The organism is Streptomyces sp. NPDC005775, assembly GCF_042871565.1.
Taxonomy (GTDB): Bacteria; Actinomycetota; Actinomycetes; order Streptomycetales; family Streptomycetaceae; genus Streptomyces.
In genome coordinates this window covers 538,052-559,647 of record NZ_JBIAIU010000003.1, presented here as the reverse complement: position 1 = coordinate 559,647, position 21,596 = coordinate 538,052, and the positions used below count along the sequence as shown (strand labels likewise).

Sequence of the window (21,596 nt, the reverse complement as noted above, 5' to 3'; positions counted from 1 at the left end):
TTGGGCGCATGACCGAACTGCTGCACCTGACCGAACGCCCGTTGTGGGACGCGGCCCGCGGGACCGGGACGTACGAGATGTCCACCCGCGGCCGCACCCTGCACGAAGAGGGCTTCATCCACTGCTCGCTGCCCCATCAGCTCCCCGCCGTGGCCGAGCTGCTGTACGGCGCCGGGGGCCGGGCCGAAGCCGGTGACCAGGACCTGGTGGTGCTCGTCATCGACACCGAACGGCTGCCCGCCCCCGTGCGGTACGAGTCGCTGCGGCCCGGCGGCGAGGAGTTCCCGCACATCTACGGACCGATCCCGGTCGAAGCGGTCGTGGGGGTGCTCCCCTGGCCGGACAAGGAAGGCGACCTCGCATGAACCCCACAGGCCCCACAGGCCCCACAGATGGTGCCGAGGGCGGCGCTTCCGGCCCCCTCACCGCCGTCACCGGAGCGAGCGGCGCGCTCGGCGGCCGGGTCGCGAAGCGGCTGACCCGGGCGGGCGTCCCCGTACGCCTCCTCGGCCGGGACCCCTCCCGGCTGCCCGAGCTGCCGGGCGCCGACACCGCACCTGCCGCGCCGTACGGGGACGGGGAGGCGATGCGCCGCGCCCTGGCCGGGGCGCACACCCTGTTCCTCGTATCGGCGCACGAGAGCCCGGGCCGGGTGGACGAGCACATGACGGCCGTGGACGCCGCGGTCGCGGCGGGCGTCGAACGGATCGTGTACGTCTCCTTCCTCGGCGCCGCACCCGACGCGACGTTCACCTTCGCCAGGGACCACTGGGCCACCGAGGCCCACATCCGGGTCTCCGGCGTCCGGCACACCTTCCTGCGCGACAGCTGGTACCTGGCCGGCCTCCCGGCGATGACCGGCACCGACGGCGTGCTGCGCGGACCGGCCGGCGACGGCAGGGTGGCGGCGGTGGCCCACGAGGACATCGCCGACGCGGCGACCGCGGTCCTGCTGGCCGGCGCCGATCCCACCGGGCCGACGCACGACGGGCGGACGTACGACCTGACGGGGCCCGAGGCGTTCACCCTCGCCGAGGCGGCCGAGGAGCTGAGCCGTGTCACCGGCCGGACGATCACCTACGTCCCGGAGAGCCGGGAGGAGGCTTACGCCTCGCGGGCCGGATACGGCGCGCAGGACTGGGAGGTGGCCGGCTGGGTGACGTCGTACGAGGCCATCGCGGCCGGGGAGATGGCAGCCGTCTCGGACGCCGTGGCCGCCCTCACGGGCAGGCCGCCCATGAGCCTGGCCACGTACCTCCGCGAGCACCCGGACAGCTACCGCCACCTGCTCGCACAGGGCTGACGGCCCCGTGCGCACGGAAACCCCCTGGGGCCCCTGGGACCCGATGTCCCTCGACGACGCCGTGCGCCTGCTCGCCCCGCTGCGCACGCCGTGGTGGATCGCGGGCGGGTACGCGGTCGAACTGGCGGTGGGCCGCGTCTACCGGGACCACGGCGACATCGACGTGCTCCTGCTGCGGCGCGACCAGCTCGCCGTCCAGCGGCTCCTGCCGGACGGGCAGTGGTGGGCCGCCGATCCACCCGGCACCCTGCGACCGTGGCTGCCCGCTGAGATCCTGCCGCCGCGGGTCCACGACATCTGGTGCCGGCCGGGCGTGGGTGAGCCGTGGCGGGTGCAGTTCATGCTCGACGACGCGGAGGACGGGGACTGGGTGTTCCGCCGCGACCCGAGGATCCGCCTCCCGCTGGAACGGCTCGGCAGGGTCTCCGGGGACGGCGTCCCCTACCTCGCGCCCGAGGTCCAGCTCCTCCACAAGGCCAGGTCCCGGCGGCCCAAGGACGAGCAGGACTTCGAGGCCGTGCTGCCCCTTCTCGACGAGGACCGCCGCGCCTGGCTGACGGAGACGCTCACCCTGGCCGAGGGCGCGGACCACCCCTGGGCGGCCCGGCTGCGGGCGGGCTGAGTCCGGAGCCCCCCGGGCTCAGCTCACGTACGCACCGGCCTCGGCCGCCGCGACCGCGGCCTCGGCGGCGCGGTCGGCGGCCGCCGCGTCGAGCGGGTCGCCGCTGGCCAGCAGGCGGTAGTAGAGGGGGGCCGAAACGGCGCGGATCACCTCGTCCGGGTCGGTTCCCGCGGGGAGTTCGCCGCGTTCGACGGCCTCGGTGACGCAGCCCGACCACTCCTCGATGCGGACCGCGTAGAAGCGGTGCAGGGCCTGGGCCGTGCGCGGGTCACAGGTCGCGGCGGCGATCACGGAGCGGAACAGGGCGCCCTGGCGCGGGTCGGTGAGCGTCGACAGCACGAGCCGGGCGTTGGCCCTCAGGTCCTCGGCCAGTGAGCCGGTCCGGGCCCGCGGCGAGGACTGTTCCGCCATGTCGTCGAGCAGGTCGGCGATCAGGCCGGTGGGGGTGGACCAGCGCCGGTAGACGGTCGTCTTGCCGACCTCCGCGCGGCGGGCGACGTCGGCGAGGTCGAGCCGGTCGAAGCCCTGCTCGGCCAGCGCGTCACCTGCCGCGCGCAGAACGGATTCGCGGACCCGGGCGGTGCGCCCGCCGGGCCGGACGGTGCCGGGTTCCACGTTCTCCGCACTCTCGGACGTCATAACGGGTCTCCAGTTCCATTAACGAGGGTTCCTCTGCTACGGTCATCCCATCTTAACGGAACCATAGACCCGTTAAAACTTCCGTCCGAGGAAGGACGACCATGTCCGCACCCAGCCAGACCCCGCAACGCGGCGCGACCGCCCCCGCCGCTGCCCAGCCGACGACTCCGCGCATGACCGGACGGCAGAAGCTCGTCCTCACTCTCCTCCTCGGCGCCCAGTTCATGATCGCCGTGGACTTCTCGATCCTGAACGTCGCGCTGCCCGTCGTCGGCGAAGGGCTCGGCTTCTCCCTCCCGAACCTCCAGTGGATCGCCACCTCCTTCGCCCTGGCCGCCGCCGGATTCACCCTCCTGTTCGGCCGCATCGCCGACCTGGTGGGCCGCAAGCGCCTCTTCGTGGGCGGCATGGTCGTCCTCGGCCTCTCCTCCGCGCTCGGCGGACTGGCGACCACCCCCGAGGTCCTGCTCACCGCCCGGGTCCTCCAGGGCCTCGCCACGGCGGCTGTCACCCCGGCCGGACTCGCCCTGCTGACCACCGCGTTCAAGGAGGGCCCGCTGCGCGAACGCGCCCTCGGTCTCAACGGCGCCCTGATGTCCGCCGGCTTCACGGCGGGCGCGATCCTCGGCGGGCTCCTCACCGATCTGCTCTCCTGGCGGTGGGCCTTCTTCGTCAACGTTCCCGTCGCCGCCCTCGTCGTCGCGCTCGCCCCGTCCGTCATCAGCGACTCCCGCCCCGCCGGCCGCCCCCGCCTCGACATCCCGGGCGCCGCGACCGTCACCGGCGGACTGCTGCTCCTGGTCTACGGTCTGACCCGGGCGGGCGCGACCGGCTGGACCGCGCCCACCACCCTGACCGCCCTGCTCGCCGGCGCCGCGCTGCTCATCGCCTTCTGGTTCGTCGAGAAGAAGGCCACGGCGCCGCTCGTCCCCGTACGCATCCTCAAGCGCCGCAGTGTCATCTGGGGCAACGCCACCGGTCTGATCGCCTTCGTCACCGAGACCTCGCTGGTCTTCCTGCTGACGCTCTACCTCCAGGAAGTCCTCGGCTACTCGCCGCTCGCGACGGGCCTCGCCTTCGGCGTCCTCGGCATCGGCACGGTGATCGGCGGCACGCTCGGCGGCCGGGCAGTCGGCCGCTTCGGTAACCGGACGACGATCGTGGCCGGCGGCATCGTCCAGGCCGTCGCCACGCTCTCCCTGGTGGCGCTCGGTACCTCCGGGGCCTGGATCTGGCTCCTGCTGGCCGCCACGTTCATCGGCGGCATCGGCAACATGCTGATGATCGTCGGCTTCATGGTCACCGCGACCTCCGGCCTCCCCGACGACGAACAGGGCCTGGCCACGGGCCTCGCCACGATGACCCAGCAGGTCGGCATCACCATGGGCATCCCGATCATGAGCGCCATCGCGACGGCCCGGATGTCCGCACTCGGCGACGACGGTCCGCAGGCCGTCCTGTCCGGGGTCTCGCTCGCGATCCTGGTCAACTCCGCCCTCGTCCTGGCGGGCGCCCTGCTGGCCGGAGCGTTCCTGGGGCCACGGCGTGGGGCGCGGTAGCTGTACTGACCCGTGAGGTCGGGGACGCGGGGCCGCAGCGGCCCCGCGTCCCCGCTCGGTTGCGACCCGTACGCCGTGCGCGGACCACGCGCCGCCCCAACTCGGCCCGCCCGGACGGCAGCCCGGTAGCGTGGGCCCCCGACCGTTCCCTGCCTCCCGGTGGTGGAGCGCTGCCGAACGGGGGAGGGGTGGCGTGACGGGTGCGACCGGACCGATCCGGACGGGTGTGACGCTGGGTGGCGGGCGCTACCGCGTCGGGCAGAAGCTCGGCGAGGGGGGGATGGCCGTCGTTCACCAGGCACACGACACGGCTCTGGACCGCATGGTGGCGGTCAAGTCCATGCTGGCGGGCCTGTCCCACGACGAGCACCTGCGGACACGGTTCCGCCGCGAGGCACAGGCCGCGGCCCGGCTCAGCCACCCGTGTGTGGTCGCCGTGCACGACACGGGGGAGGAGCGGTTCGGCGACGGACCGGTGGTTCCGTATCTCGTCATGGAGTTCGTCCGCGGCGAGACGCTGAGCGAACTCCTGCGCCGGGAGGCGGGCGCCGGCGGCGGACTCCCACAGGACCGCGCGCTGGCATGGGCGGCCGACGTGCTCTCCGCACTGGCGGTCAGTCATGCCGCCGGAATCGTGCACCGCGACATCAAACCCTCCAACGTGATGGTGTCCGATGCGGGAGCGGTCAAGGTGATGGACTTCGGCATCGCACGCTCGCTGGACACATCGGGCCCGGGGCGGACCGCCCTGACCGCCACCGGCAGCACACCCGGCACGCCGCAGTACATGTCGCCCGAGCAGTTCGAAGGCGCCGGGGCGATCGACGGCAGGTCCGATCTGTACGCGGTGGGCGTCGTCCTCTTCCAACTGATCACTGGGCGACTGCCGTTCGACGGCGGCTCCGCCGTCTCCATCGGATACCGCCACGCCACCATGGCGGCGCCCACGCTGGCGTCGGCGGGTGCGCGGGTGTCGGACGCGGTCGAGGCACTGGTGGCCCGCGCCCTGGAGAAAGCCCCGGCGGACCGGTTCCAGGACGCGCGGGAGATGCGCGCCGCGATCGAGGAGGTACGCCGGGCCGCCCCTCACCCGCCGACCCGACCGGACGGCGTGCGACGCGCGGACGGCCCGCCCGACCCCGCCGACACGCCGCCGCTCGGGTTCCCCGCACTGCTGACCATGGACGCGCACCCGGCCCCGGACACCGCGCCGGCGTGGCGGCCCGACGATGAACTGGCGGCGGTGCCGCAGGACAGGCAACCATGGGCGCCGGATGTCCCGGCCCCGCCCCGGACGCCGGCCCATGACACCGCACCCGCCCCGCCGATGCCGCGGTCGGAGAGCCGCAGACGGGGGCAGCAACTGCGCCTGGCCTACCTTCTGCTCGTGCCGGCCTTCCTGCTTCAGGCCGGTCCGGACCCGTTGGCCGTAGCTTCGGCGGTGCCCGCGGTGACCGGGATCTGGTTCGCCGTCAAGGGCGGCTCGTCGGGGGCCGGGCAGCGCCGCAGCGGAACGCTCGCCATCTTCCAGGCGACGGCGATCGTGCCTCTCCTCGTCCATGCCGTGTTGGCTCTCACGGCCCTGACTCATCTGCGCTGACCCGCCGGGCTGCCGGGTCGTCCGGGACGCCCTTCCGGGTACAGCCTGGGGGCGTGAGTGATATCGCTGGACCGTACGACTCAAGTGGGGAGAGGTGCCCGATGACCAGCAGCGCGAGCGAGGCCCGGCAACGCCTGTTCCGTCTGATCGAAGTGGTGAACAACGACCACACCGTCCGGCGAATCTCCTCCAGGGCCGGTTCCGCGGTCCCCATGTCCGCCGAGGGCTACGACGCCTGGCAGAAGACGGCCCACCGGGCGGACCGGTGAGCGGCTGGTGGCGCTACCTGGAGGAGCGGACCCGCCAGGAGGTCGACGCGCAGGTGCTGCGCGACCGCCACATCGCCGCACTCCAGGTCGTGCGGGAGGCTTTGCGCCCGCTGGGACTTGGCCTGCACGACGCGGAGAAGGTGGTCCTCGCGCGCTACGCGGCCCTGGGCGATCGGGTGCGGCGCACCCCGCCCGATCCGCTGGACGTCACCGCGCTTACGGCCCGTGCGGCCGGCCACCCGGGCCGGGTGGCCGCGGTCGAGGCTCTCTGGGACGGCGACACCGTCCATGACTGGTTCGTCCGCTTGGTCGTCGTCCTGGACGCGCCCTCCGGAGAAGGCCACTTGGCGACCGTCCACCACCGCCGTGACGCGCCCCCGCCGGCCACCGCCGCCGCCGAGGCGGGACGAGCCCTGGCCCACCACCTCGGGGTGCCGTTCCACTTCGCCTCCCCGGACGTTCCCGATGACGAGGCCCCGCGGTGGCGTTCCGTCCGGCGTTCCTCCTGAGCGCCGGCGGTTCCGTGCACGGGCGCGTGCCGCGCACACCGAGCCGGGCCGTCCGACGCCGCCATGATCACCTTCACCGGCGTCGTCGGAGGCGGCAACGGCCGCGTACCTTGGCGCTGGATCGGTCGCAGGGGAGAAGAGGGGGGACGCCGTGGGGGCGCGCATTCTGGTGGCGGAGGACGACGCCAAACAGGCCTGGCTGGTGCGGCTGTATCTGGAACGCGAGGGCAACGAGGTCCAGGTGGTCGGGGACGGACGGGCGGCCCTCGACCGGGCGCGGAGCGGGCGGCCGGATCTCGTGGTGCTCGATGTGATGATGCCGGGGGTCGACGGGCTCGACGTGTGCCGGATCCTGCGGTCCGAGTCCCAGGTGCCCATCCTGTTGCTCACGGCGCGCAGCACGGAGGAGGACCTGCTGCTCGGCCTCGACCTCGGGGCGGACGACTACCTGACGAAGCCTTACAGCCCCAGAGAGCTCGCCGCCCGCGTACGGGCGTTGCTGCGGCGGTCGGGCGCACAGAGGCGGACCGCTGAGGGCGAGGCGCTGTCGGTGGGGGACCTGGTGATGGACACCGCCCGGTTCGAGGTGCGGGTGGCGGGGGAGCCGGTGGCACTCACCGGGAAGGAGTTCGAGGTGCTGCGGATGCTCGTGGGGGAGCCGGGGAGGGTGTTCACGCGCGCACAGATCATCGACCGCGTCTTCGGGTTCGACCGGAACGTGCTGGAGCGGACCGTCGACGCGCACGTGATGAATCTGCGGCGGAAACTGGAGCAGGCCCGGGAGGGGGCCGGGACGCAGTACGTCGAGACCGTCTACGGCAGGGGCTACCGGATCTCCGACCGCGCCGCGGGCCGGCGGGGAGCCGCAGAATGACGTTCCGGCTCAGGGCTCTGGGGCTGCTGTTGCTCGTCGCGGTGGTGGCGACGGTGGCGACGGCATGGTTGACGCTCCGGCTGGCGACCGGACAGGTGCGGGAGTCGGCGTCCGCGAGCCGTATCGAGACGGCCAGGATCACCGACGAGTTGCACGACTACGGCTTCTCCCACGGGACATGGGCCGGTGTTCAGGACGTGGTGCGCCGCCTGGCGGAGGGAACGGGCCAGCGCATTCAGGCCGTCACCGGGAACGGCGTGCTGCTCGTCGACTCGGACGTGCTGGCCGGGCGGAAGCCGGGCGCTGTGAGCGATCAGCCCCCCGTCCTCGTCAGCGCGCAGCCCGCACTGCGCTTTTCGGTAAGGGACGCGCCGGACCTCGCCCTGGTGAAACAGACCGTGACGGCGATGGGGCGTTACCGGATCGCGGCGGCCCGGGCCGCGTGCCTGACAGGAGTGGGAGCGACGGTGACGGCGACGAGCGACGGCATGGGGCTTCCCCGGGTGGTCGCGGACCGTAAGGTCCGGCGGTGCGACGAGCCGGCCGGCAACCCGGACACGCTCCCGGCCCCCGATCAGGACGCGGCCGTGCGGTGCCTGGAAGAGGAAAAGGGCCGGCAGCGGCTGGAGTCCTGCCTGCGGCGGGCGTTCGCCACCCGGACGGCCGCGGTGGCGCCCGACGAACTGCAGGTGCGGCTGGGCACCGGGGACGAGGAGCCGCCCACGTTCGACGTCATGCCGGTGGCTCTCGTGGGCGGCGGCGTGGTGCTGGTCGTCGTAGCCGGTGCACTGCTGCTGGGCAGAACCGTGCTGCGACCGATCAGGGCTCTGACCTCGGCCGCCCGTGGCCTCGGCGGAGGGGACCTGGCGCACCGCGTGCCCGTGGCCGGGCGCGACGAGATCGCTGAGCTGGGCCGGAGCTTCAACCGCATGGCAGGCTCCCTCCAGGACGCGGAGAAGCGGCAGCGCCGTCTCACCGGCGACATCGCGCACGAACTGCGCACCCCCTTGGCCAACCTCCGCGGATACCTGGAGGCGCTGCAGGACGGGCTCGTCGAAGCCACGCCGGAACTCCTCGCCTCCCTCCACGAGGAGGCCATGCTGCAGCAGCGCATCGTGGACGACCTGCAGGACCTGGCGTTGGCCGAGGCCGGGGCCCTCACCTACCACCGGACCCGGATCGAACTCGGAGACGTGCTCCGTGCCTGCCGCACGGCCCATCACGCCCGTGCGGAGGAGGCAGGGGTGCGGCTGACGGCTCACGTCGAGGACCGGGTACCGGTGGAGGGCGACGCGCACCGGCTGCGCCAGGTGGTGGGCAACCTGGTCTCCAACGCCGTGCGGGCGACCGGGAGCGGGGGAACGGTGCGGATCCGCACGGAACGCCGGGAGCACGCCGCGGTGATCGAGGTGCGGGACAGCGGTTCGGGCATCGCCGCCGAGGAACTGCCGTACGTCTTCGACCGGTTCTGGCGGGCGGACGCGGCCCGCGGCCGGCAGACCGGTGGAAGCGGGCTCGGCCTGGCCATCGTGCGGCAGATCGTCACCGATCACGGCGGTTCGGTGGAGGTGGAGAGCGCGGTGGGCGTCGGTACGGTGTTCACCGTGCGGCTGCCGCTCGCGCCGGGGGACTGAGCGGGCCGCCATGCGGTGTCCCGTGCGGGTGGGCCGGATGCACGGCGGTGGTCCGTTCGCGCCCGGGCGGATGTGCGGTACTCGACTGCTCGTACCCGGGCGGATGTGCGGTAGTCGTCCGCTCGCGGCCGGCCGGATGCGCGCCACCTGTCCGCTCGCACCCGGCCGCCCCGGGTTCAAGTCCCGGCCAGTGCCTCCGTCGGAGCGAGCCGGCCGGCCCGGACCGCTGGGTACAGGCCTGCCAGCGCTCCGATCACCAGCGTGGTGGCGATCCCGGCGGCCGTCGCCCAGACCGGCACTTCAGTGGGCCAGTGCCGGACGGCGGCGTAGGCGGCGGTGATCGCGGTGCCGAGGACGGTGCCCGCCAGCCCTCCGAGCGCAGAGAGCAGCAGTGACTCGGCGACGAACTGACCGCGGATCTGCCCGCTGGTGGCTCCGAGTGAGCGCCTCAGCCCGATCTCGGGACGCCGTTCCAGGACCGAGATGACCATGGTGTTGCCGACGCCGACCCCGCCCACCAGGAGGGCCACCCCGCCCAGGCCGAGCAGGAGCCCGGTCAGCGCGGACTGCGTCGCCTCCCGGGCGGCCAGCGCGTCCGACGGCCGGGAGACCAGTACGCCGCTGGGCTGTCGCGGATTGGCCGTGGCCGCGAGGACGTCGCGGACGGCGGAGACCCGGTCCTCCCTCGCCCGGACGTAGACCGTCGTCGGACGCCCGTCGTAGTGGAGGTATTGGCGGGCCGCCCGGTGGCCGACCAGCGCGGAGCTGTCGAGTTCGGGCGCCAGCGGCACCGGGTCGAGGACGCCGACCAGCGAGAACCAGGCGCCGCCCAGCCACAGCCGGGTGCCGGGCTTGTACACGTCGAGTCGCTGGGCGGCCTTCGCGCCCAGCACCACCGCGGGGTATTCCTCGGTGGCCGCCGACAGCCAGCGGCCGCTGCGTACTGTCCCGCCGACCGCGGGCAGCAGTCCGCTGTCCGCGGCGGCGACCTCCACACTGCCCGTGCGGCCCACGGGGATGTGCGCGTTGCGGTAGACCGCGGCGTCGGGAACCGTGCCGGTGGAGGCCACGTCCGCCACCGGGCCGATCCGCCCGATCATGGGCACGGCCTTCTCGGGCAGCCGCACCCGCTGCCCCTCGGTGTCCTTGCCGGGGGCGACCCGCAGCAGGTTGGTGCCCAGGCTGTCGAGCCGGCGGTCCACCTCGGCCCGGCTGGAGCTGGAGATCCCGACGACGGACACCATGGCGGCCACCCCGATCGCGATGCCGAGGGCGGACAGGAACACCCGCAGCGGGCGGGTGCGCAGCCCGGTGGAACCGAGCCGGACCAGGTCGGCGGGGCGCAGTCGGGCAGGCCGGAGAGGCCCGGACGACGGACTCGGGGGCGTTCCGCTCATCGCGGCGCCCCCGCCCGGGCGGCATCCGCGATGATCCGTCCGTCCCGCATCTCGACCCTGCGGTCGAAGACCTCGGCCATCTCCCGGTCATGGGTGATCACCACGACCGTGGTGCCGACGGAGTGCAGTTCGCGCAGGAGGGCGAGGACCGCGGCGCCGGAAGCCGAGTCGAGGTTGCCGGTGGGTTCGTCGGCCAGCAGCAGGGCCGGTTCGCCGATCACCGCGCGGGCGACCGCCGCGCGCTGGCGTTCGCCACCGGAGAGCTGGTGCGGAAGGTGGTCGGTACGGTGCCCGAGACCGACTCGTTCGAGGGCGGTGGCCGCCCGGCGTCGGCGCTCGCGCAGCGGGACGCCCGCATAGAGGAGGCCGTCGGCGACGGTGTCCAGCACGGGGACTCCCACGGCGAGATGGAACTGCTGGAAGATGAAGCCGATGCGCTGGGCCCGGAGGGCGGACAGCTCCCGGTCGGAGAGTCCGGCCACCGGGTACCCGTCGACGGAGACCCGGCCGGCGGACGGCCGGTCCAGGGTGCCCATGAGATGGAGCACGGTCGACTTTCCGGAGCCGGACTGGCCGACCACGCAGGTCAGTTCGCCGTAGCCGATGGACAGGTCGACCCCGTCGACAGCGGTGACACCGCCGGGGTAGCTCTTCGTCACACCTTCGAACAGCACGACCGGAGCGGGGGAGGCGGACGTCATTCGGGGATCCTCACCTTCAGGCCCCCGCGGACTCCGGGGCCGCTCACCGCGACCATCCCGTCCGCGAACAGACCGGTCCTGACCGGGACGAAGGTGCCGGCCGTTCCTGCGGGCTCGAGGGCGTACCCGCCCTCGGCCAGCGCGACCAGCGCCGCTACAGGCACCTTGAGGACGTTCCTGTCCTCCTTCACCACATAGCGGACGGTGACGGGACCGCTCTCCAGCCGGCCGACGGCCTTCTGGTCGTCGAAGGCCACGACCACCGGGACAGTGGCCTCTCCGCCCGTGGACCCGTCGGTGTTCCCGCCCTCGGCCCCTCCTCCGCCGACGCCGCTCACAGCGGCGGCGTCCTTGCCCACCCGGGCGACCTCGGCCTTGGCGGGGCGGCCGTCGGGGAGCTCCACCGTGACCTCGGTGCCGCGCTGTGCCCAGCCCAGGTCGGCGGCCGGTGCCTCCAGGCTGACCATCCGCGACGTACTGCTGTAGGTCACCGGGTTTCCGGTGGCCTCGGCGCCCACCTGCGCGTCCGCACGGGCGACCCGGACCGCTCCGGGGGCGTAGACGATGTCACCGATGGCGACCCTTCCGGTCTGCGGGAGGCCGAGGTCGCGCTGCCAGCGCTTGACCGCGGTGGCCGTCAGGCCGGTGTACTCCTCGTCCACGGTGAAACCCGTGTACCCCAGGGCGCTGAGGTTGCTTTCGAACTGCTTGACGTCCATGCCGCGCAACGGGACCACGCTCGACGACGGTTGCGGTGCGGGGGTGGGCGCCGGGTCATCCGTGGCCTTCGCCCCGCCGTCCGCGTCCGTCTGTGGCTCGGCGGCCCGCTGCCGCACCGCCAGGTCGCGGTACATCGGCAGGCTCCCGTAGAGCAGGGTGACCGGCCGGTCGTCGACCCGTAGCACCGCTTTGCCGCGCGTGACCCGCGCCCCGGTCTCCGGCAGCCAGGTGACGGTCCCCTCGGCCCGTACGTGGAAGGGCACTTCGGGGCCGTGGCCGAGTGTGCCGTCGATCTCCTTCTGCTCCGTCAGGGTGCCCCGCGCCACCTGGACCGTCCGGTCCGTGCGGGGAACCTTCGCATCCGATCCGGTCCCGCCGTCGCCACCGAGCCCCAGAGCGCCGGCCGTGCCGGCCCCTGCGACCAGCACGATGGCGGCCCCGACCCAGAGGGGGGTGCGCCCGCGCGGCCGACGCCGCGTCACGGGAGTGGTCCGTCCGTCGTCCATGCCGAGCCTCAGCCCTTGGCCTTGGAGCCGTCGTCCGGAATGCCGACGATCTCACCGCAGGCGCGCTGGGCCCGCTTCGCCCCGGCAGAGGTGGAGTCCCAGGCGACCTCCTCGGAAAAGCCCTTGTCGTCCGTGTCCGGGAAATCAGGGGCGCCGTTCTCCTGCATGCACGTCGCATAGCGCTTCTTCCGGTCGATCTCCTCCGCGGAGAGCTCCGGCTGCATCGCGCGCTCCAGACTGTCCGGAACCGTCACCACGAGGTCCCGACACTTCTCCTGTGCCTCGGAGAACTTCGGATCCTGCTTCGCTTTGCGGGCGTCACCGAAGTCGACGTTCCCCTTGGCGTCCGGGTCGGGCGCGTCGAGCCCGTTCTCCCGCAGGCAGACCACCCACTTCCGCTTGGCCTCGACGTACTCGGCCATCTCGCTCGACGCCCCCGGAGCGGCCGACGAGTTGCCGCCCTCCCTGCCCTTCCCGACGGACGCGACCTCGCCGCCGTCCGCGCCCCCGCCCCCGCCACAACCGGTCAGGGCCAGCACCAGCGAAGCCGCGCCGAACCCCATGCGTGCTCTTGTCTTCATGAGGCGGGAGCCTGGCTTCTTCCTTTGAAGAACCGTTGAAGAACCCATCAAGAACTGTTCCGGGAAACCGGCCGGGAGGGAGGGGCCGCTGACCTGCCGGCGCCGTCCGGCGATCGAGCGGCGCGGAACCCTCGGACCGGCGACGCCTCAGGGCCTGTGGGACCGGCATGGAGGCCGGATTCCGCTCGTGGGCGGCCGCACGGTACCGCCTCCCGAACGCCTCCCGCGTGGTCCACGAACGACGGAGAGGCCCGACCGCTCGAAGCGGCCGGGCCTCTCTCGTACCTGCACTCACCTGCCGTCCAGCTCCGGGCCGGACGTAGGGTCGATCAAGCCTTCTTGGTCTCCCAGAAGATCTTGTCGATCTCGGCGATCAGGTCGAGCGCCTTCTGGCCCGTGGCCGGGTCCGTGGAGCCCTTCGCGGCCGACAGCGCCTTCAGGGCGTCGTTGACCAGCTGGTGCAGCTCCGGGTACTTCTCGAAGTGCGGCGGCTTGAAGTAGTCGCTCCACAGCACCGAGACGTGGTGCTTGGCGAGCTCGGCGCGCTGCTCCTTGATGACCACCGCGCGGGCCCGGAAGTGCGGGTCCTCGTTGGCCTGGTACTTCTCCTGGACGGCCTTGACGGACTCCGCCTCGATGCGGGCCTGGGCCGGGTCGTACACGCCGCAGGGGAGGTCGCAGTGGGCGCTGACCTTCACCTTGGGGGCAAACAGGCGGGAAAGCATGGGGCTGTCCTTCCTCGTGATCGTCTTCTCAGGTGGGACATTACTCCGTGAGAAGCCTGTTTTTGCGGGTGCCCCCATGGGCTTAGTCCAAAAGTCCAGGGTCAGGATGGGACCAGTGGCCGAATGTACGGAACCCTGTGGGGGACGGTGTACCGGACGGACAGGGGAGGTGCCGGAGAGATGCGGGAGGTGCCGGAGGTGCCGGAACTGACCGATGACCAGCCCCGGAGGGGGCTGGCGGCGAGAGTCCCGTTCCAGGTGGTGGAGGTGACGGGGCCCTCGATGGTGCCCACCCTCCACCATGGGGACTGGCTGCTCGTGCAGTACGGGGCGCAGGTGCGCCCCGGTGACGTGGTGATTCTGCGGCACCCCTTCCAGCAGGACCTGCTGGTGGTCAAGCGGGCCGTGGAGCGGCGGGCCGGTGGCTGGTGGGTGCTGGGTGACAACAGCTTCGCGGGCGGCGACAGCACGGACTACGGGACCGTGCCCGAGGAGCTCGTACTGGCCAGGGTGCGGGCCCGATACCGGCCGCTGACGAAGGATCAGCGTTCGGTGAGTGGTGTGGTGGGCTGGGCCGTCTCCGCGCTGCGGCCGGTCTCCGCCGCCCGTTCCGTCTCCAGGCGCTTCCGGGCCCGGTAGGCGGCCACGTTGGCGCGGGTCGCGCAGCGGTCCGAACAGTAGCGGCGGGAACGGTTGGTCGAGGTGTCGAGGTAGGCGTTGCGGCACGGCGCCGCCTCGCACAGGCCGAGCCGGTCCACGCCGTACGAGGTGAGGTGGAAGGCGAGGCCCATCGCCGCGATCGCCGTGTAGCCCGCCGTGGCGTTGGACGGGTGGTCGGCCAGGTGCATGTGCCAGTCCGGCTTGCCGTCCGCGTCCCGGAAGTCGTGCCCGGAGATCTGCGGGCTGACCGGGAACTCCAGCAGCAGTGAGTTGAGCAGGTCGACCGCGAGCGTCTCGTCGCCGCCGTCGGCCGCCTCGAAGACCGCGCGCAGCCGGGCCCGAACGGACCGGAACCGGGTCACGTCCGAGTCGGTCGCCCGCCGTGCCGCCTGGCCGTTGGCGCCGAAGAGTTCGCGCACCGCGTCGACCGAGGTGAGGGCGTCCTTGTTGCGGGCCGGCTCCTCGGTGTTGACCAGGCGCACGGCGTAGTCCGAGTAATAGGCCAGTTCCACTTGTAGTCCTTACGGCGTCGGTCTAAGGTCGATGCGGCGATGAAGTAATGGTCTTACATGGTTCCAGGGTATTACATGGGAGAGTTTCGGATGACGGAGACAGCTACGGGCACCGACTGGCAGGCTTGGCAGAGCAGCTGGGACCGGCAGCAGGAGTGGTACCTGCCCGACCGCGAGGAACGCTTCCGGGTCATGCTCGACATGGTCGAGGCCTTCACGGGCCCGGAACCGCGGGTACTCGACCTCGCGTGCGGTACGGGAAGTATTACGGACAGGCTGCTGCGGCGGTTCCCGAACGCCACCAGCACCGGCGTCGACCTCGACCCCGCGCTGCTCGCCATCGCCCGCGGCACCTTCGCCGGCGACGAGCGGGTCACCTTCGTGACCGCCGACCTCAAGGACCCGCGGTGGACGGAGCGGCTGCCCCACGACTCGTACGACGCCGTCCTCACCGCCACCGCCCTGCACTGGCTGCACAGCGGGCCGCTCACCACCCTCTACGGGCAGATCGGGGGTCTCGTCCGGGACGGCGGTGTGTTCATGAACGCCGACCGCATGATCGAGGCGGACACCCCCCGGATCAACGCCGCCGAACGTGCCCACCGGCACGCCGGCATGGACCGGGCCAGGGCCGACGGTGTCCTGGACTGGGCGCAGTGGTGGGCGCTGGCCGCGAAGGACCCCGTACTCGCCGGGCCGACCGCCGAGCGGTTCGCGATCTACGGCGAGCACGCCGACGGCGACGTGCCCTCCGCCGCCTGGCACGCCAACACCCTGCGCGCCGCCGGGTTCGCCGAGGCCCGGCCCGTCTGGTCCTCGCCCTCGGACAGTCTGGTGCTCGCGGTCAAGTAGCGGCACCATGCGGGGCGGGGCGGTACGGACGACGGTCCGGGCCGCCCCGCCAACTTTTTGTGGCCCACTGCCGCAACCCGCCCCGCGCCCCGGCGCACGGGAAGGGTGAGACGGTCCGCGCCCGCGGACCGGGGGAGGGACGGTGACGATGCGGAGCGATGACGACGCCGCGCTGCACGCCTTCGTCGAGAACAGACGTACCGCGCTGTTCCGCAGCGCGTATCTGCTCTGCGGCGACCGGCACGAGGCCGAGGACCTGGTCCAGGCGACGTTGGTCAAGGTGGTGCTCGGCGGACGGCGGCACGGGCGGCTCGACAACATCGAGGCGTACGCGCGCAAGACCCTGGTCAACACCTTTATCGCGGCCCGCCGCCGCTTCTGGCGGCGCGAGCAGTCGTACGGCGAACTGCCCGAACGGGCGGCCCACGCACCCGACACGGACACCGGCCTCGCGCTACGGGCGGCACTCGCCCTGCTCACGCCCAGGCAACGCGCCGTGCTGGTGCTGCGCTACTGGGAGGACATGAGCGTCGAGGCCACGGCCGGGCTGCTCGGGATGCGGGAGAACACGGTCAAGAGCCATGCCGCTCGGGGGCTGGCGGCACTGCGCGCGGAGATGAAGGGGGAATTGGTATGAACGACGTGCGCGAGCTGCTGGAGCGGGCAGCCGAGGAGGCGGGCCAGCCGGCCGTCAGCGCCGAGGTGGTCTACGCGAGGGCCGCCCGGGTGCGCAGGCGCCGCCGGGTCGCGGTGTCGGCCGCGGCGGTGTGCGCGGTGGTGGCGGGTGCGTTCGTGGTGCCTGGGCTCTCGGCAGGGCGGGAACAGGCGCCGCGGGCGTCCTCGGTCGCGGCCCACGGCAAGCACGCAGGCAACACCGAGCGGGCACGGAAACTGATCAAGCTGCTGCCTCCGGGCGTCGGATCGGTCGAGCAGGTGTTCCCGGAGGACATCTCCCAGGGGGACGCGGAGCCTGAGCACATCGTGGAGACTCCGGGCGGGCCGCTCGGCGGGCTCTACGCGGTCCGCCGGGGCGGCGGCGTCGGCTACCTCGAAATAGGGGCGATGGTTCCCGCGGGTGCCCCCGGAGTCACGAACGGGTGCGCAGGGGCGGGAGCGCTGGAGCGTACGGACTGCGTCCGGGAGGAGTTGCCCGGCGGGCGGGTGCTCACCATCTGGTACGACCCGATGACCCTCATCCACAACACCAGCAGGCAGCCGGGCCCGGAACTGACGGCCCGGCTCACGTTCAAGGACGGTGGGCAACTGGTCGTGCGGAACAGCACCGGGTTCGAGGGCGACGCCGTGCCGGGGCCGCTGCTGAAGACCCCGCCCCTCACGCGGGCGCAGTTTCGGGCGCTGATGCTCAGGCAGGAGTTGCTGCCGGTGAAGTAGACGCGCGCGGGGGCGGTGCGGACCCGTCGGTCCGGACCGCCCCCGCGCGTGGGCTCGCGGCTACAGCACCTTCGACAGGAACGACTTCGTCCGGTCGTGCTGCGGGTTGGTCAGGACGTCGCGCGGGTGGCCCGACTCGACCACCACGCCGTCGTCCATGAAGACCAGCGCGTCGCCGACCTCGCGGGCGAAGCCCATCTCGTGGGTGACCACGATCATCGTCATGCCGTCCTCGGCGAGGCCGCGCATGACGTCGAGCACGTCGCCCACCAGCTCCGGGTCGAGCGCCGACGTGGGCTCGTCGAAGAGCATCAGCTTCGGCTCCATGGCCAGCGCCCGGGCGATGGCCACCCGCTGCTGCTGACCGCCGGAGAGCTGCGAGGGGTAGTTCTTCGCCTTGTCGGACAGGCCGACGCGGTCCAGGAGGCGTTCGGCGCGGGCCCGGGCGACCGCCCTGGACTCGCCCTTGACCTGGACGGGGGCCTCCATGACGTTCTCGATCGCCGTCATGTGGGGGAACAGGTTGAAGCGCTGGAAGACCATGCCGATGTCCCGGCGCTTCAGCGCGACTTCGCTGTCCTTGAGCTCGTAGAGCTTGTCGCCCTTCTGGCGGTAGCCCACCAGCTCGCCGTCGACGGACAGCCGGCCGGCGCTGATCTGCTCCAGGTGGTTGATGCACCGCAGGAACGTCGACTTGCCGGAACCGGACGGGCCGATCAGACAGAAGACCTCGCGCGGGGCGACCTCCAGGTCGATGCCCTTGAGGATGTGTGCGGCGCCGAAGGACTTGTGGACGCCCTCGGCCTTCACCATGGCGGTCATGCCATGCCTCCCTTCGGGCGGCCCAGTGACAGCAGGTTGGTCTTGATCTTCTGCATCGGGGTGGGTGGCAGGCTACGGCTGGAGCCGCGGGCGTAGTACCGCTCCAGGTAGTACTGGCCGACGCTCAGCACCGAGGTCATGATCAGGTACCAGGCCGCGGCGAGGAAGTACATCTCCACCGGGGCCCCGGACGCCTGCCCGATGTCCTGGGCGTATTTGAAGAGTTCGTAGAACTGCACGGCGGCCACCAGCGACGTGGTCTTCAGCATGTTGATGACCTCGTTGCCCGTGGGGGGCACGATCACCCGCATGGCCTGCGGGATCACGACCCGGCGCAAGGTCTTGCCGTGGCTCATGCCGAGCGCGTGCGAGGCCTCCGTCTGGCCCTCGTCGACCGACAGCAGACCGGCCCGGCAGATCTCCGCCATGTACGCGGCCTCGTTGAGGCCGAGGCCGAGCAGCGCCGTCAGCAGCGGCGTCATGAAGCTCGACCAGTAGTCCTTGTAGATCGGCCCGAGGTTGATGTACTCGAAGACCAGACCCAGGTTGAACCAGACGAACAGCTGGACCAGGACCGGTGTGCCGCGGAAGAACCAGATGTAGGACCACGCGATCGACGAGGTCACCGGGTTCTTCGACAGGCGCATGACGGCCAGCAGGATGCCGCCGACCACGCCGATCACCATGGACAGGCTGGTCAGCAGTAGCGTCTGGCCGACGCCCTTCAGGATCCGGTGATCGAAGAAGTAGTCCGGGACGGCGCCCCAGTTGATCTTCCCCTGGCTGAAGGCGTAGATGATCGCGACGAGCGCGGCGATGGCGACGACCGCCGAGACGTACCGGCCGTAGTGCCGGACCGGGATGGCCTTGATCGCTTCCGGTCCGGCCGGCGGTGTGGGGGGTGCGGACGGCGCGTGGGCCGGGTCCGTCTTCTCGATGTCAGTCACGGCAGATGCCTTTCAGGGCCGGATCCGGTCAGGATCCGCCGTTCAGCTTGGCCTCGGTGACCGCGCCGGCCTGGACGCCCCACTTGGCGATGATCTTCTCGTACTCGCCGTTCTTGATGATCGTGTCCAGCGCCGCCTGGATGGCCTTGGTGAGCTGGTCGTTGCCCTTGGCGACGGCGATGCCGTACGGGGCCGCCTCGACCTGATCGCCGACGATCTGGAAGTCCTTGCCGCCGCCGGAGGTCTTCACCGCGTACGCGGCCACCGGGAAGTCGGAGGAGCCGGCGTCGGCGCCACCGGAACGCAGCCGGGTCTGGGCCTGAAGGTCGTTGTCGTACGACTCGATGGCGATCTTCTTGCCACCGGTGCACTTCTTGGACTCGGCCTTGGCCAGGTCGTTGGAGACGGTGTTGCGCTGGACGGCGATCTTCTTGCCGCAGAGGTCGGCCCAGGTCTTGATGCCCTGGTCGTCACCCTTCTTGGTGTAGATCGAGACACCGGCGGTGAAGTAGTCGATGAAGTCGACCCCTTCGCCGACCTTCTTCTTCGTCTCGGGGTCGACGCCGTTCTGGCGGTCCTTGGTGTCGGTCATCGCCGACATCGCCAGGTCGTAGCGCTTGGCGCGCAGACCGGTGACCAGGGTGTCGAAGGTGCCGTTCTCGAACTGGAACTCCACGCCCAGGACCTTGCCCAGCGCGGCGCCGATGTCGGGGTCGATGCCGACCGTCTTGCCGGACCCGTCCTTGAACTCGACCGGCGGGTACGCGATGTCCGAACCGACCTTGATGACGCCCTTGGACTTGATGTCCGCGGGGAGCAGGTCGGCGGGGGAGGAGGCGGAGGACGCGCCGTCGCTGGCCTTGGCCGAGGCGGAGTCCCCGGAGTTGTTCTTCGTCTGGTCGCCACAGGCGGTCAGCAGCATGGTGCCGGCGACCGCGATGGCGCCGACCGCGGCAATCCGGGACTTCGCGGTCGTACGACGAGTAGTACGTGCGGTCATGAGGGGTTCCTCCGGCAGGTGAAGGGGGTGTAGCCAGGCGGTATGGCACACGGCGTCGAGTGTCGCCGCCTTGTGTGATTACGGCATCTTGCCATTCGGACTAGCCCAATCAGGGGGCAGCGCATGTCAAAATCGGGTAACGGGACACCCCCGAACCCAGCGGGCCGGCACATCAAGGCCGGACCTTTCCCTGGAATCGCTTCTTCCTGCCGGAAGATCCCCCGCCCCGGACCTGCTCTGGGCGGTTTTCATGTCGACTGGCCGACTTGTGTGTATGTCCCACTATGAGACACGTCACCGTGGGGATACGGACTCGTCTGCGGTGCGGCCTGTCCGGTAAGAAGGACGTTTACACCCCTCATCCGGGGCTCAGGGCGCGTGTGCGGCGCGCCCGCGCGTATGAATCCCTCCCTGCCGAGGCGGACCAATCGCCCAGCGCGGGGAACGTACGCGGTGCCCACCCACCCCTCCTCAACCAGGAGTGGCCACCCTCAAACGATGAAGACTTAAGGGGTCAACACCATGGCAGCGGAGATCGTCAATCCTCGCAGCGACAGCAACACGGACAGCACGACAAGCGGCATCACCGACGAGCCGTTCGATCCGGCCTTCGCACTCCACCGGGGCGGGAAGATGGCCGTGCAGGCCACCGTTCCGATCCGGGACAAGGATGACCTGTCCCTCGCGTACACGCCCGGTGTGGCGAAGGTGTGCAGCGCGATCGCGGAGAATCCCGAACTCGTTCACGACTACACCTGGAAGTCGCAGGTCGTCGCCGTCGTGACGGACGGCACCGCCGTGCTCGGTCTCGGCGACATCGGCCCCGAGGCCTCCCTCCCCGTGATGGAGGGCAAGGCGATCCTGTTCAAGCAGTTCGGCGGCGTCGACGCGGTGCCGATCGCGCTCGCGACCACCGACGCGGACGAGATCGTGGAGACCGTCGTCCGGCTCGCCCCGTCCTTCGGCGGCGTGAACCTGGAGGACATCTCGGCGCCGCGCTGTTTCGAGATCGAGCGCAAGCTCCAGGAACGGCTCGACATCCCCGTCTTCCACGACGACCAGCACGGCACGGCCGTCGTCACCCTCGCGGCCCTGCGCAACGCGGCGAAGCTGTCGGGGCGCGGCCTGGGCGAGCTGCGCGGCGTCATCTCGGGCGCGGGTGCGGCCGGGGTGGCCATCGCCAAGTTCCTGCTGGCCGCGGGTCTGGGCGATGTCGCCGTTGCCGACCGCAAGGGCATCGTCAGCAGGGACCGCGAGGACCTGACCGACGTCAAGCGGGAGCTGGCCGAGCTCACCAACAAGGCGGGGATCGCGGGGTCCCTGGCGGACGCGCTCGCGGGCGCGGACCTCTTCATCGGCGTCTCGGGCGGTACGGTCCCGGAGCCGGCCGTCGCCTCGATGGCGCCCGGCGCCTTCGTCTTCGCCATGGCGAACCCGAACCCCGAGGTGCACCCCGACGTCGCGCACAAGTACGCGGCGGTCGTGGCGACCGGGCGTTCGGACTACCCGAACCAGATCAACAACGTGCTGGCGTTCCCCGGCATCTTCGCGGGCGCGCTCCAGGTGCGGGCGTCCCGGATCACCGAGGGCATGAAGATCGCCGCGGCGAACGCGCTGGCGGACGTGGTGGGCGACGAGCTGGCCGCCGACTACGTGATCCCGTCGCCGTTCGACGAGCGGGTCGCCCCGGCGGTCACGGCCGCGGTGGCCGCCGCGGCTCGGGCGGAGGGTGTCGCCCGGCGTTGAGGTGAGTGGGCGGGGGTTCGGGGGTG

At 71.7% G+C, this 21,596-nt stretch carries 24 protein-coding genes; 14 read left to right on the top strand and 10 right to left on the bottom strand.

The features are described from left to right. The first annotated feature begins 8 nt into the window (after positions 1–8). The 3 genes from ACFYPA_RS09860 to ACFYPA_RS09850 are packed head-to-tail and all read left to right on the top strand — an operon-like array spanning position 9 to position 1,925. The gene (locus ACFYPA_RS09860) at positions 9–365 is read left to right on the top strand and encodes a DUF952 domain-containing protein (RefSeq protein ID WP_359077018.1); all 357 of its coding nucleotides are present in this window, start codon (positions 9–11) and stop codon (positions 363–365) included. Continuing rightward, on the top strand, positions 362–1,303 hold the full coding sequence (locus ACFYPA_RS09855; RefSeq protein ID WP_359077020.1) for an SDR family oxidoreductase: 942 nt from the start codon (positions 362–364) through the stop codon (positions 1,301–1,303). The genes ACFYPA_RS09860 and ACFYPA_RS09855 overlap by 4 nt, the downstream gene beginning before the upstream one ends. 7 nt (positions 1,304–1,310) lie before the next feature. Continuing rightward, complete coding sequence (locus ACFYPA_RS09850) at positions 1,311–1,925, top strand: nucleotidyltransferase domain-containing protein (protein WP_359077022.1); 615 nt, start codon at positions 1,311–1,313, stop codon at positions 1,923–1,925. Between the two features lie 18 nt (positions 1,926–1,943). On the opposite strand, the gene ACFYPA_RS09845 is transcribed toward ACFYPA_RS09850, so the two are convergent. Further along, positions 1,944–2,564, bottom strand: a complete 621-nt coding sequence (locus tag ACFYPA_RS09845; protein WP_359077024.1) for a TetR/AcrR family transcriptional regulator — start codon at positions 2,562–2,564, stop codon at positions 1,944–1,946. Positions 2,565–2,665: 101 nt separating this feature from the next. Here ACFYPA_RS09845 and ACFYPA_RS09840 point away from each other — a divergent pair, with 101 nt between their 5' ends. The 6 genes from ACFYPA_RS09840 (at position 2,666) to ACFYPA_RS09815 (ending at position 9,009) form a co-directional block, all read left to right on the top strand. After that, the gene (locus ACFYPA_RS09840) at positions 2,666–4,123 is read left to right on the top strand and encodes an MFS transporter (RefSeq protein ID WP_359077026.1); all 1,458 of its coding nucleotides are present in this window, start codon (positions 2,666–2,668) and stop codon (positions 4,121–4,123) included. A gap of 193 nt (positions 4,124–4,316) precedes the next feature. Further along, a complete protein-coding gene (locus tag ACFYPA_RS09835) occupies positions 4,317–5,723 on the top strand; it encodes a protein kinase (protein ID WP_359077028.1) in 1,407 nt (468 codons plus the stop codon). 101 nt (positions 5,724–5,824) lie between these two features. After that, the gene (locus ACFYPA_RS09830; RefSeq protein WP_359077030.1) at positions 5,825–5,992 is read left to right on the top strand and encodes a type II toxin-antitoxin system prevent-host-death family antitoxin; all 168 of its coding nucleotides are present in this window, start codon (positions 5,825–5,827) and stop codon (positions 5,990–5,992) included. Further along, entirely contained in the window at positions 5,989–6,501 is a 513-nt protein-coding gene (locus ACFYPA_RS09825; RefSeq protein ID WP_359077031.1) for a hypothetical protein, read from the top strand. The genes ACFYPA_RS09830 and ACFYPA_RS09825 overlap by 4 nt, the downstream gene beginning before the upstream one ends. Before the next feature lie 151 nt (positions 6,502–6,652). Next, entirely contained in the window at positions 6,653–7,375 is a 723-nt protein-coding gene (locus tag ACFYPA_RS09820; RefSeq protein WP_359077033.1) for a response regulator transcription factor, read from the top strand. Continuing rightward, complete coding sequence (locus ACFYPA_RS09815; RefSeq protein WP_359077035.1) at positions 7,372–9,009, top strand: ATP-binding protein; 1,638 nt, start codon at positions 7,372–7,374, stop codon at positions 9,007–9,009. The genes ACFYPA_RS09820 and ACFYPA_RS09815 overlap by 4 nt, the downstream gene beginning before the upstream one ends. A 176-nt stretch (positions 9,010–9,185) precedes the next feature. Here the strand turns inward: ACFYPA_RS09815 and ACFYPA_RS09810 are convergent, their stop codons facing one another. From ACFYPA_RS09810 to sodN, 5 genes are all read right to left on the bottom strand, one after another. Next, on the bottom strand, positions 9,186–10,406 hold the full coding sequence (locus ACFYPA_RS09810) for an ABC transporter permease (protein ID WP_359077037.1): 1,221 nt from the start codon (positions 10,404–10,406) through the stop codon (positions 9,186–9,188). After that, positions 10,403–11,107, bottom strand: coding sequence for an ABC transporter ATP-binding protein (locus ACFYPA_RS09805; RefSeq protein WP_359077039.1), 705 nt, complete (start codon positions 11,105–11,107; stop codon positions 10,403–10,405). Before ACFYPA_RS09805 ends, ACFYPA_RS09810 begins: the two co-directional genes overlap by 4 nt. Continuing rightward, entirely contained in the window at positions 11,104–12,333 is a 1,230-nt protein-coding gene (locus ACFYPA_RS09800; RefSeq protein WP_359077041.1) for a peptidoglycan-binding protein, read from the bottom strand. The genes ACFYPA_RS09805 and ACFYPA_RS09800 overlap by 4 nt, the downstream gene beginning before the upstream one ends. Positions 12,334–12,341: 8 nt before the next feature. Next, positions 12,342–12,914: a hypothetical protein gene (locus ACFYPA_RS09795; RefSeq protein WP_359077043.1), complete on the bottom strand. Its 573-nt coding sequence runs from the start codon at positions 12,912–12,914 to the stop codon at positions 12,342–12,344. 329 nt (positions 12,915–13,243) lie between these two features. After that, a complete protein-coding gene (gene sodN, locus ACFYPA_RS09790; RefSeq protein WP_219567071.1) occupies positions 13,244–13,639 on the bottom strand; it encodes a superoxide dismutase, Ni in 396 nt (131 codons plus the stop codon). A 180-nt stretch (positions 13,640–13,819) separates the two neighbouring features. Between sodN and sodX the strand changes: the two genes are divergently transcribed. Beyond that, on the top strand, positions 13,820–14,278 hold the full coding sequence (gene sodX, locus ACFYPA_RS09785) for a nickel-type superoxide dismutase maturation protease (protein ID WP_359077045.1): 459 nt from the start codon (positions 13,820–13,822) through the stop codon (positions 14,276–14,278). On the opposite strand, the gene ACFYPA_RS09780 is transcribed toward sodX, so the two are convergent. Further along, positions 14,182–14,811, bottom strand: coding sequence for a CGNR zinc finger domain-containing protein (locus ACFYPA_RS09780; protein ID WP_359077047.1), 630 nt, complete (start codon positions 14,809–14,811; stop codon positions 14,182–14,184). The genes sodX and ACFYPA_RS09780 overlap by 97 nt on opposite strands. Positions 14,812–14,901: 90 nt before the next feature. Between ACFYPA_RS09780 and ACFYPA_RS09775 the strand changes: the two genes are divergently transcribed. The 3 genes from ACFYPA_RS09775 (at position 14,902) to ACFYPA_RS09765 (ending at position 17,055) form a co-directional block, all read left to right on the top strand. Beyond that, positions 14,902–15,663 carry a class I SAM-dependent methyltransferase gene (locus tag ACFYPA_RS09775; protein WP_359077049.1) on the top strand — a complete coding sequence of 254 codons (762 nt, stop codon included), beginning with the start codon at positions 14,902–14,904 and terminating at the stop codon, positions 15,661–15,663. Positions 15,664–15,811: 148 nt separating this feature from the next. Continuing rightward, complete coding sequence (locus tag ACFYPA_RS09770) at positions 15,812–16,300, top strand: SigE family RNA polymerase sigma factor (RefSeq protein WP_359077051.1); 489 nt, start codon at positions 15,812–15,814, stop codon at positions 16,298–16,300. Next, positions 16,297–17,055, top strand: coding sequence for a hypothetical protein (locus ACFYPA_RS09765; RefSeq protein WP_359077053.1), 759 nt, complete (start codon positions 16,297–16,299; stop codon positions 17,053–17,055). The genes ACFYPA_RS09770 and ACFYPA_RS09765 overlap by 4 nt, the downstream gene beginning before the upstream one ends. Before the next feature lie 60 nt (positions 17,056–17,115). On the opposite strand, the gene ACFYPA_RS09760 is transcribed toward ACFYPA_RS09765, so the two are convergent. The 3 genes from ACFYPA_RS09760 to ACFYPA_RS09750 are packed head-to-tail and all read right to left on the bottom strand — an operon-like array spanning position 17,116 to position 19,824. Then, on the bottom strand, positions 17,116–17,877 hold the full coding sequence (locus ACFYPA_RS09760; protein WP_306071637.1) for an amino acid ABC transporter ATP-binding protein: 762 nt from the start codon (positions 17,875–17,877) through the stop codon (positions 17,116–17,118). Continuing rightward, entirely contained in the window at positions 17,874–18,824 is a 951-nt protein-coding gene (locus tag ACFYPA_RS09755) for an amino acid ABC transporter permease (protein ID WP_359077056.1), read from the bottom strand. Before ACFYPA_RS09755 ends, ACFYPA_RS09760 begins: the two co-directional genes overlap by 4 nt. Positions 18,825–18,852: 28 nt before the next feature. After that, positions 18,853–19,824, bottom strand: a complete 972-nt coding sequence (locus tag ACFYPA_RS09750) for an ABC transporter substrate-binding protein (RefSeq protein ID WP_359077058.1) — start codon at positions 19,822–19,824, stop codon at positions 18,853–18,855. A gap of 522 nt (positions 19,825–20,346) precedes the next feature. Between ACFYPA_RS09750 and ACFYPA_RS09745 the strand changes: the two genes are divergently transcribed. Continuing rightward, positions 20,347–21,570, top strand: a complete 1,224-nt coding sequence (locus tag ACFYPA_RS09745) for an NADP-dependent malic enzyme (protein WP_389130892.1) — start codon at positions 20,347–20,349, stop codon at positions 21,568–21,570. The last annotated feature ends 26 nt before the right edge of the window (positions 21,571–21,596 follow it).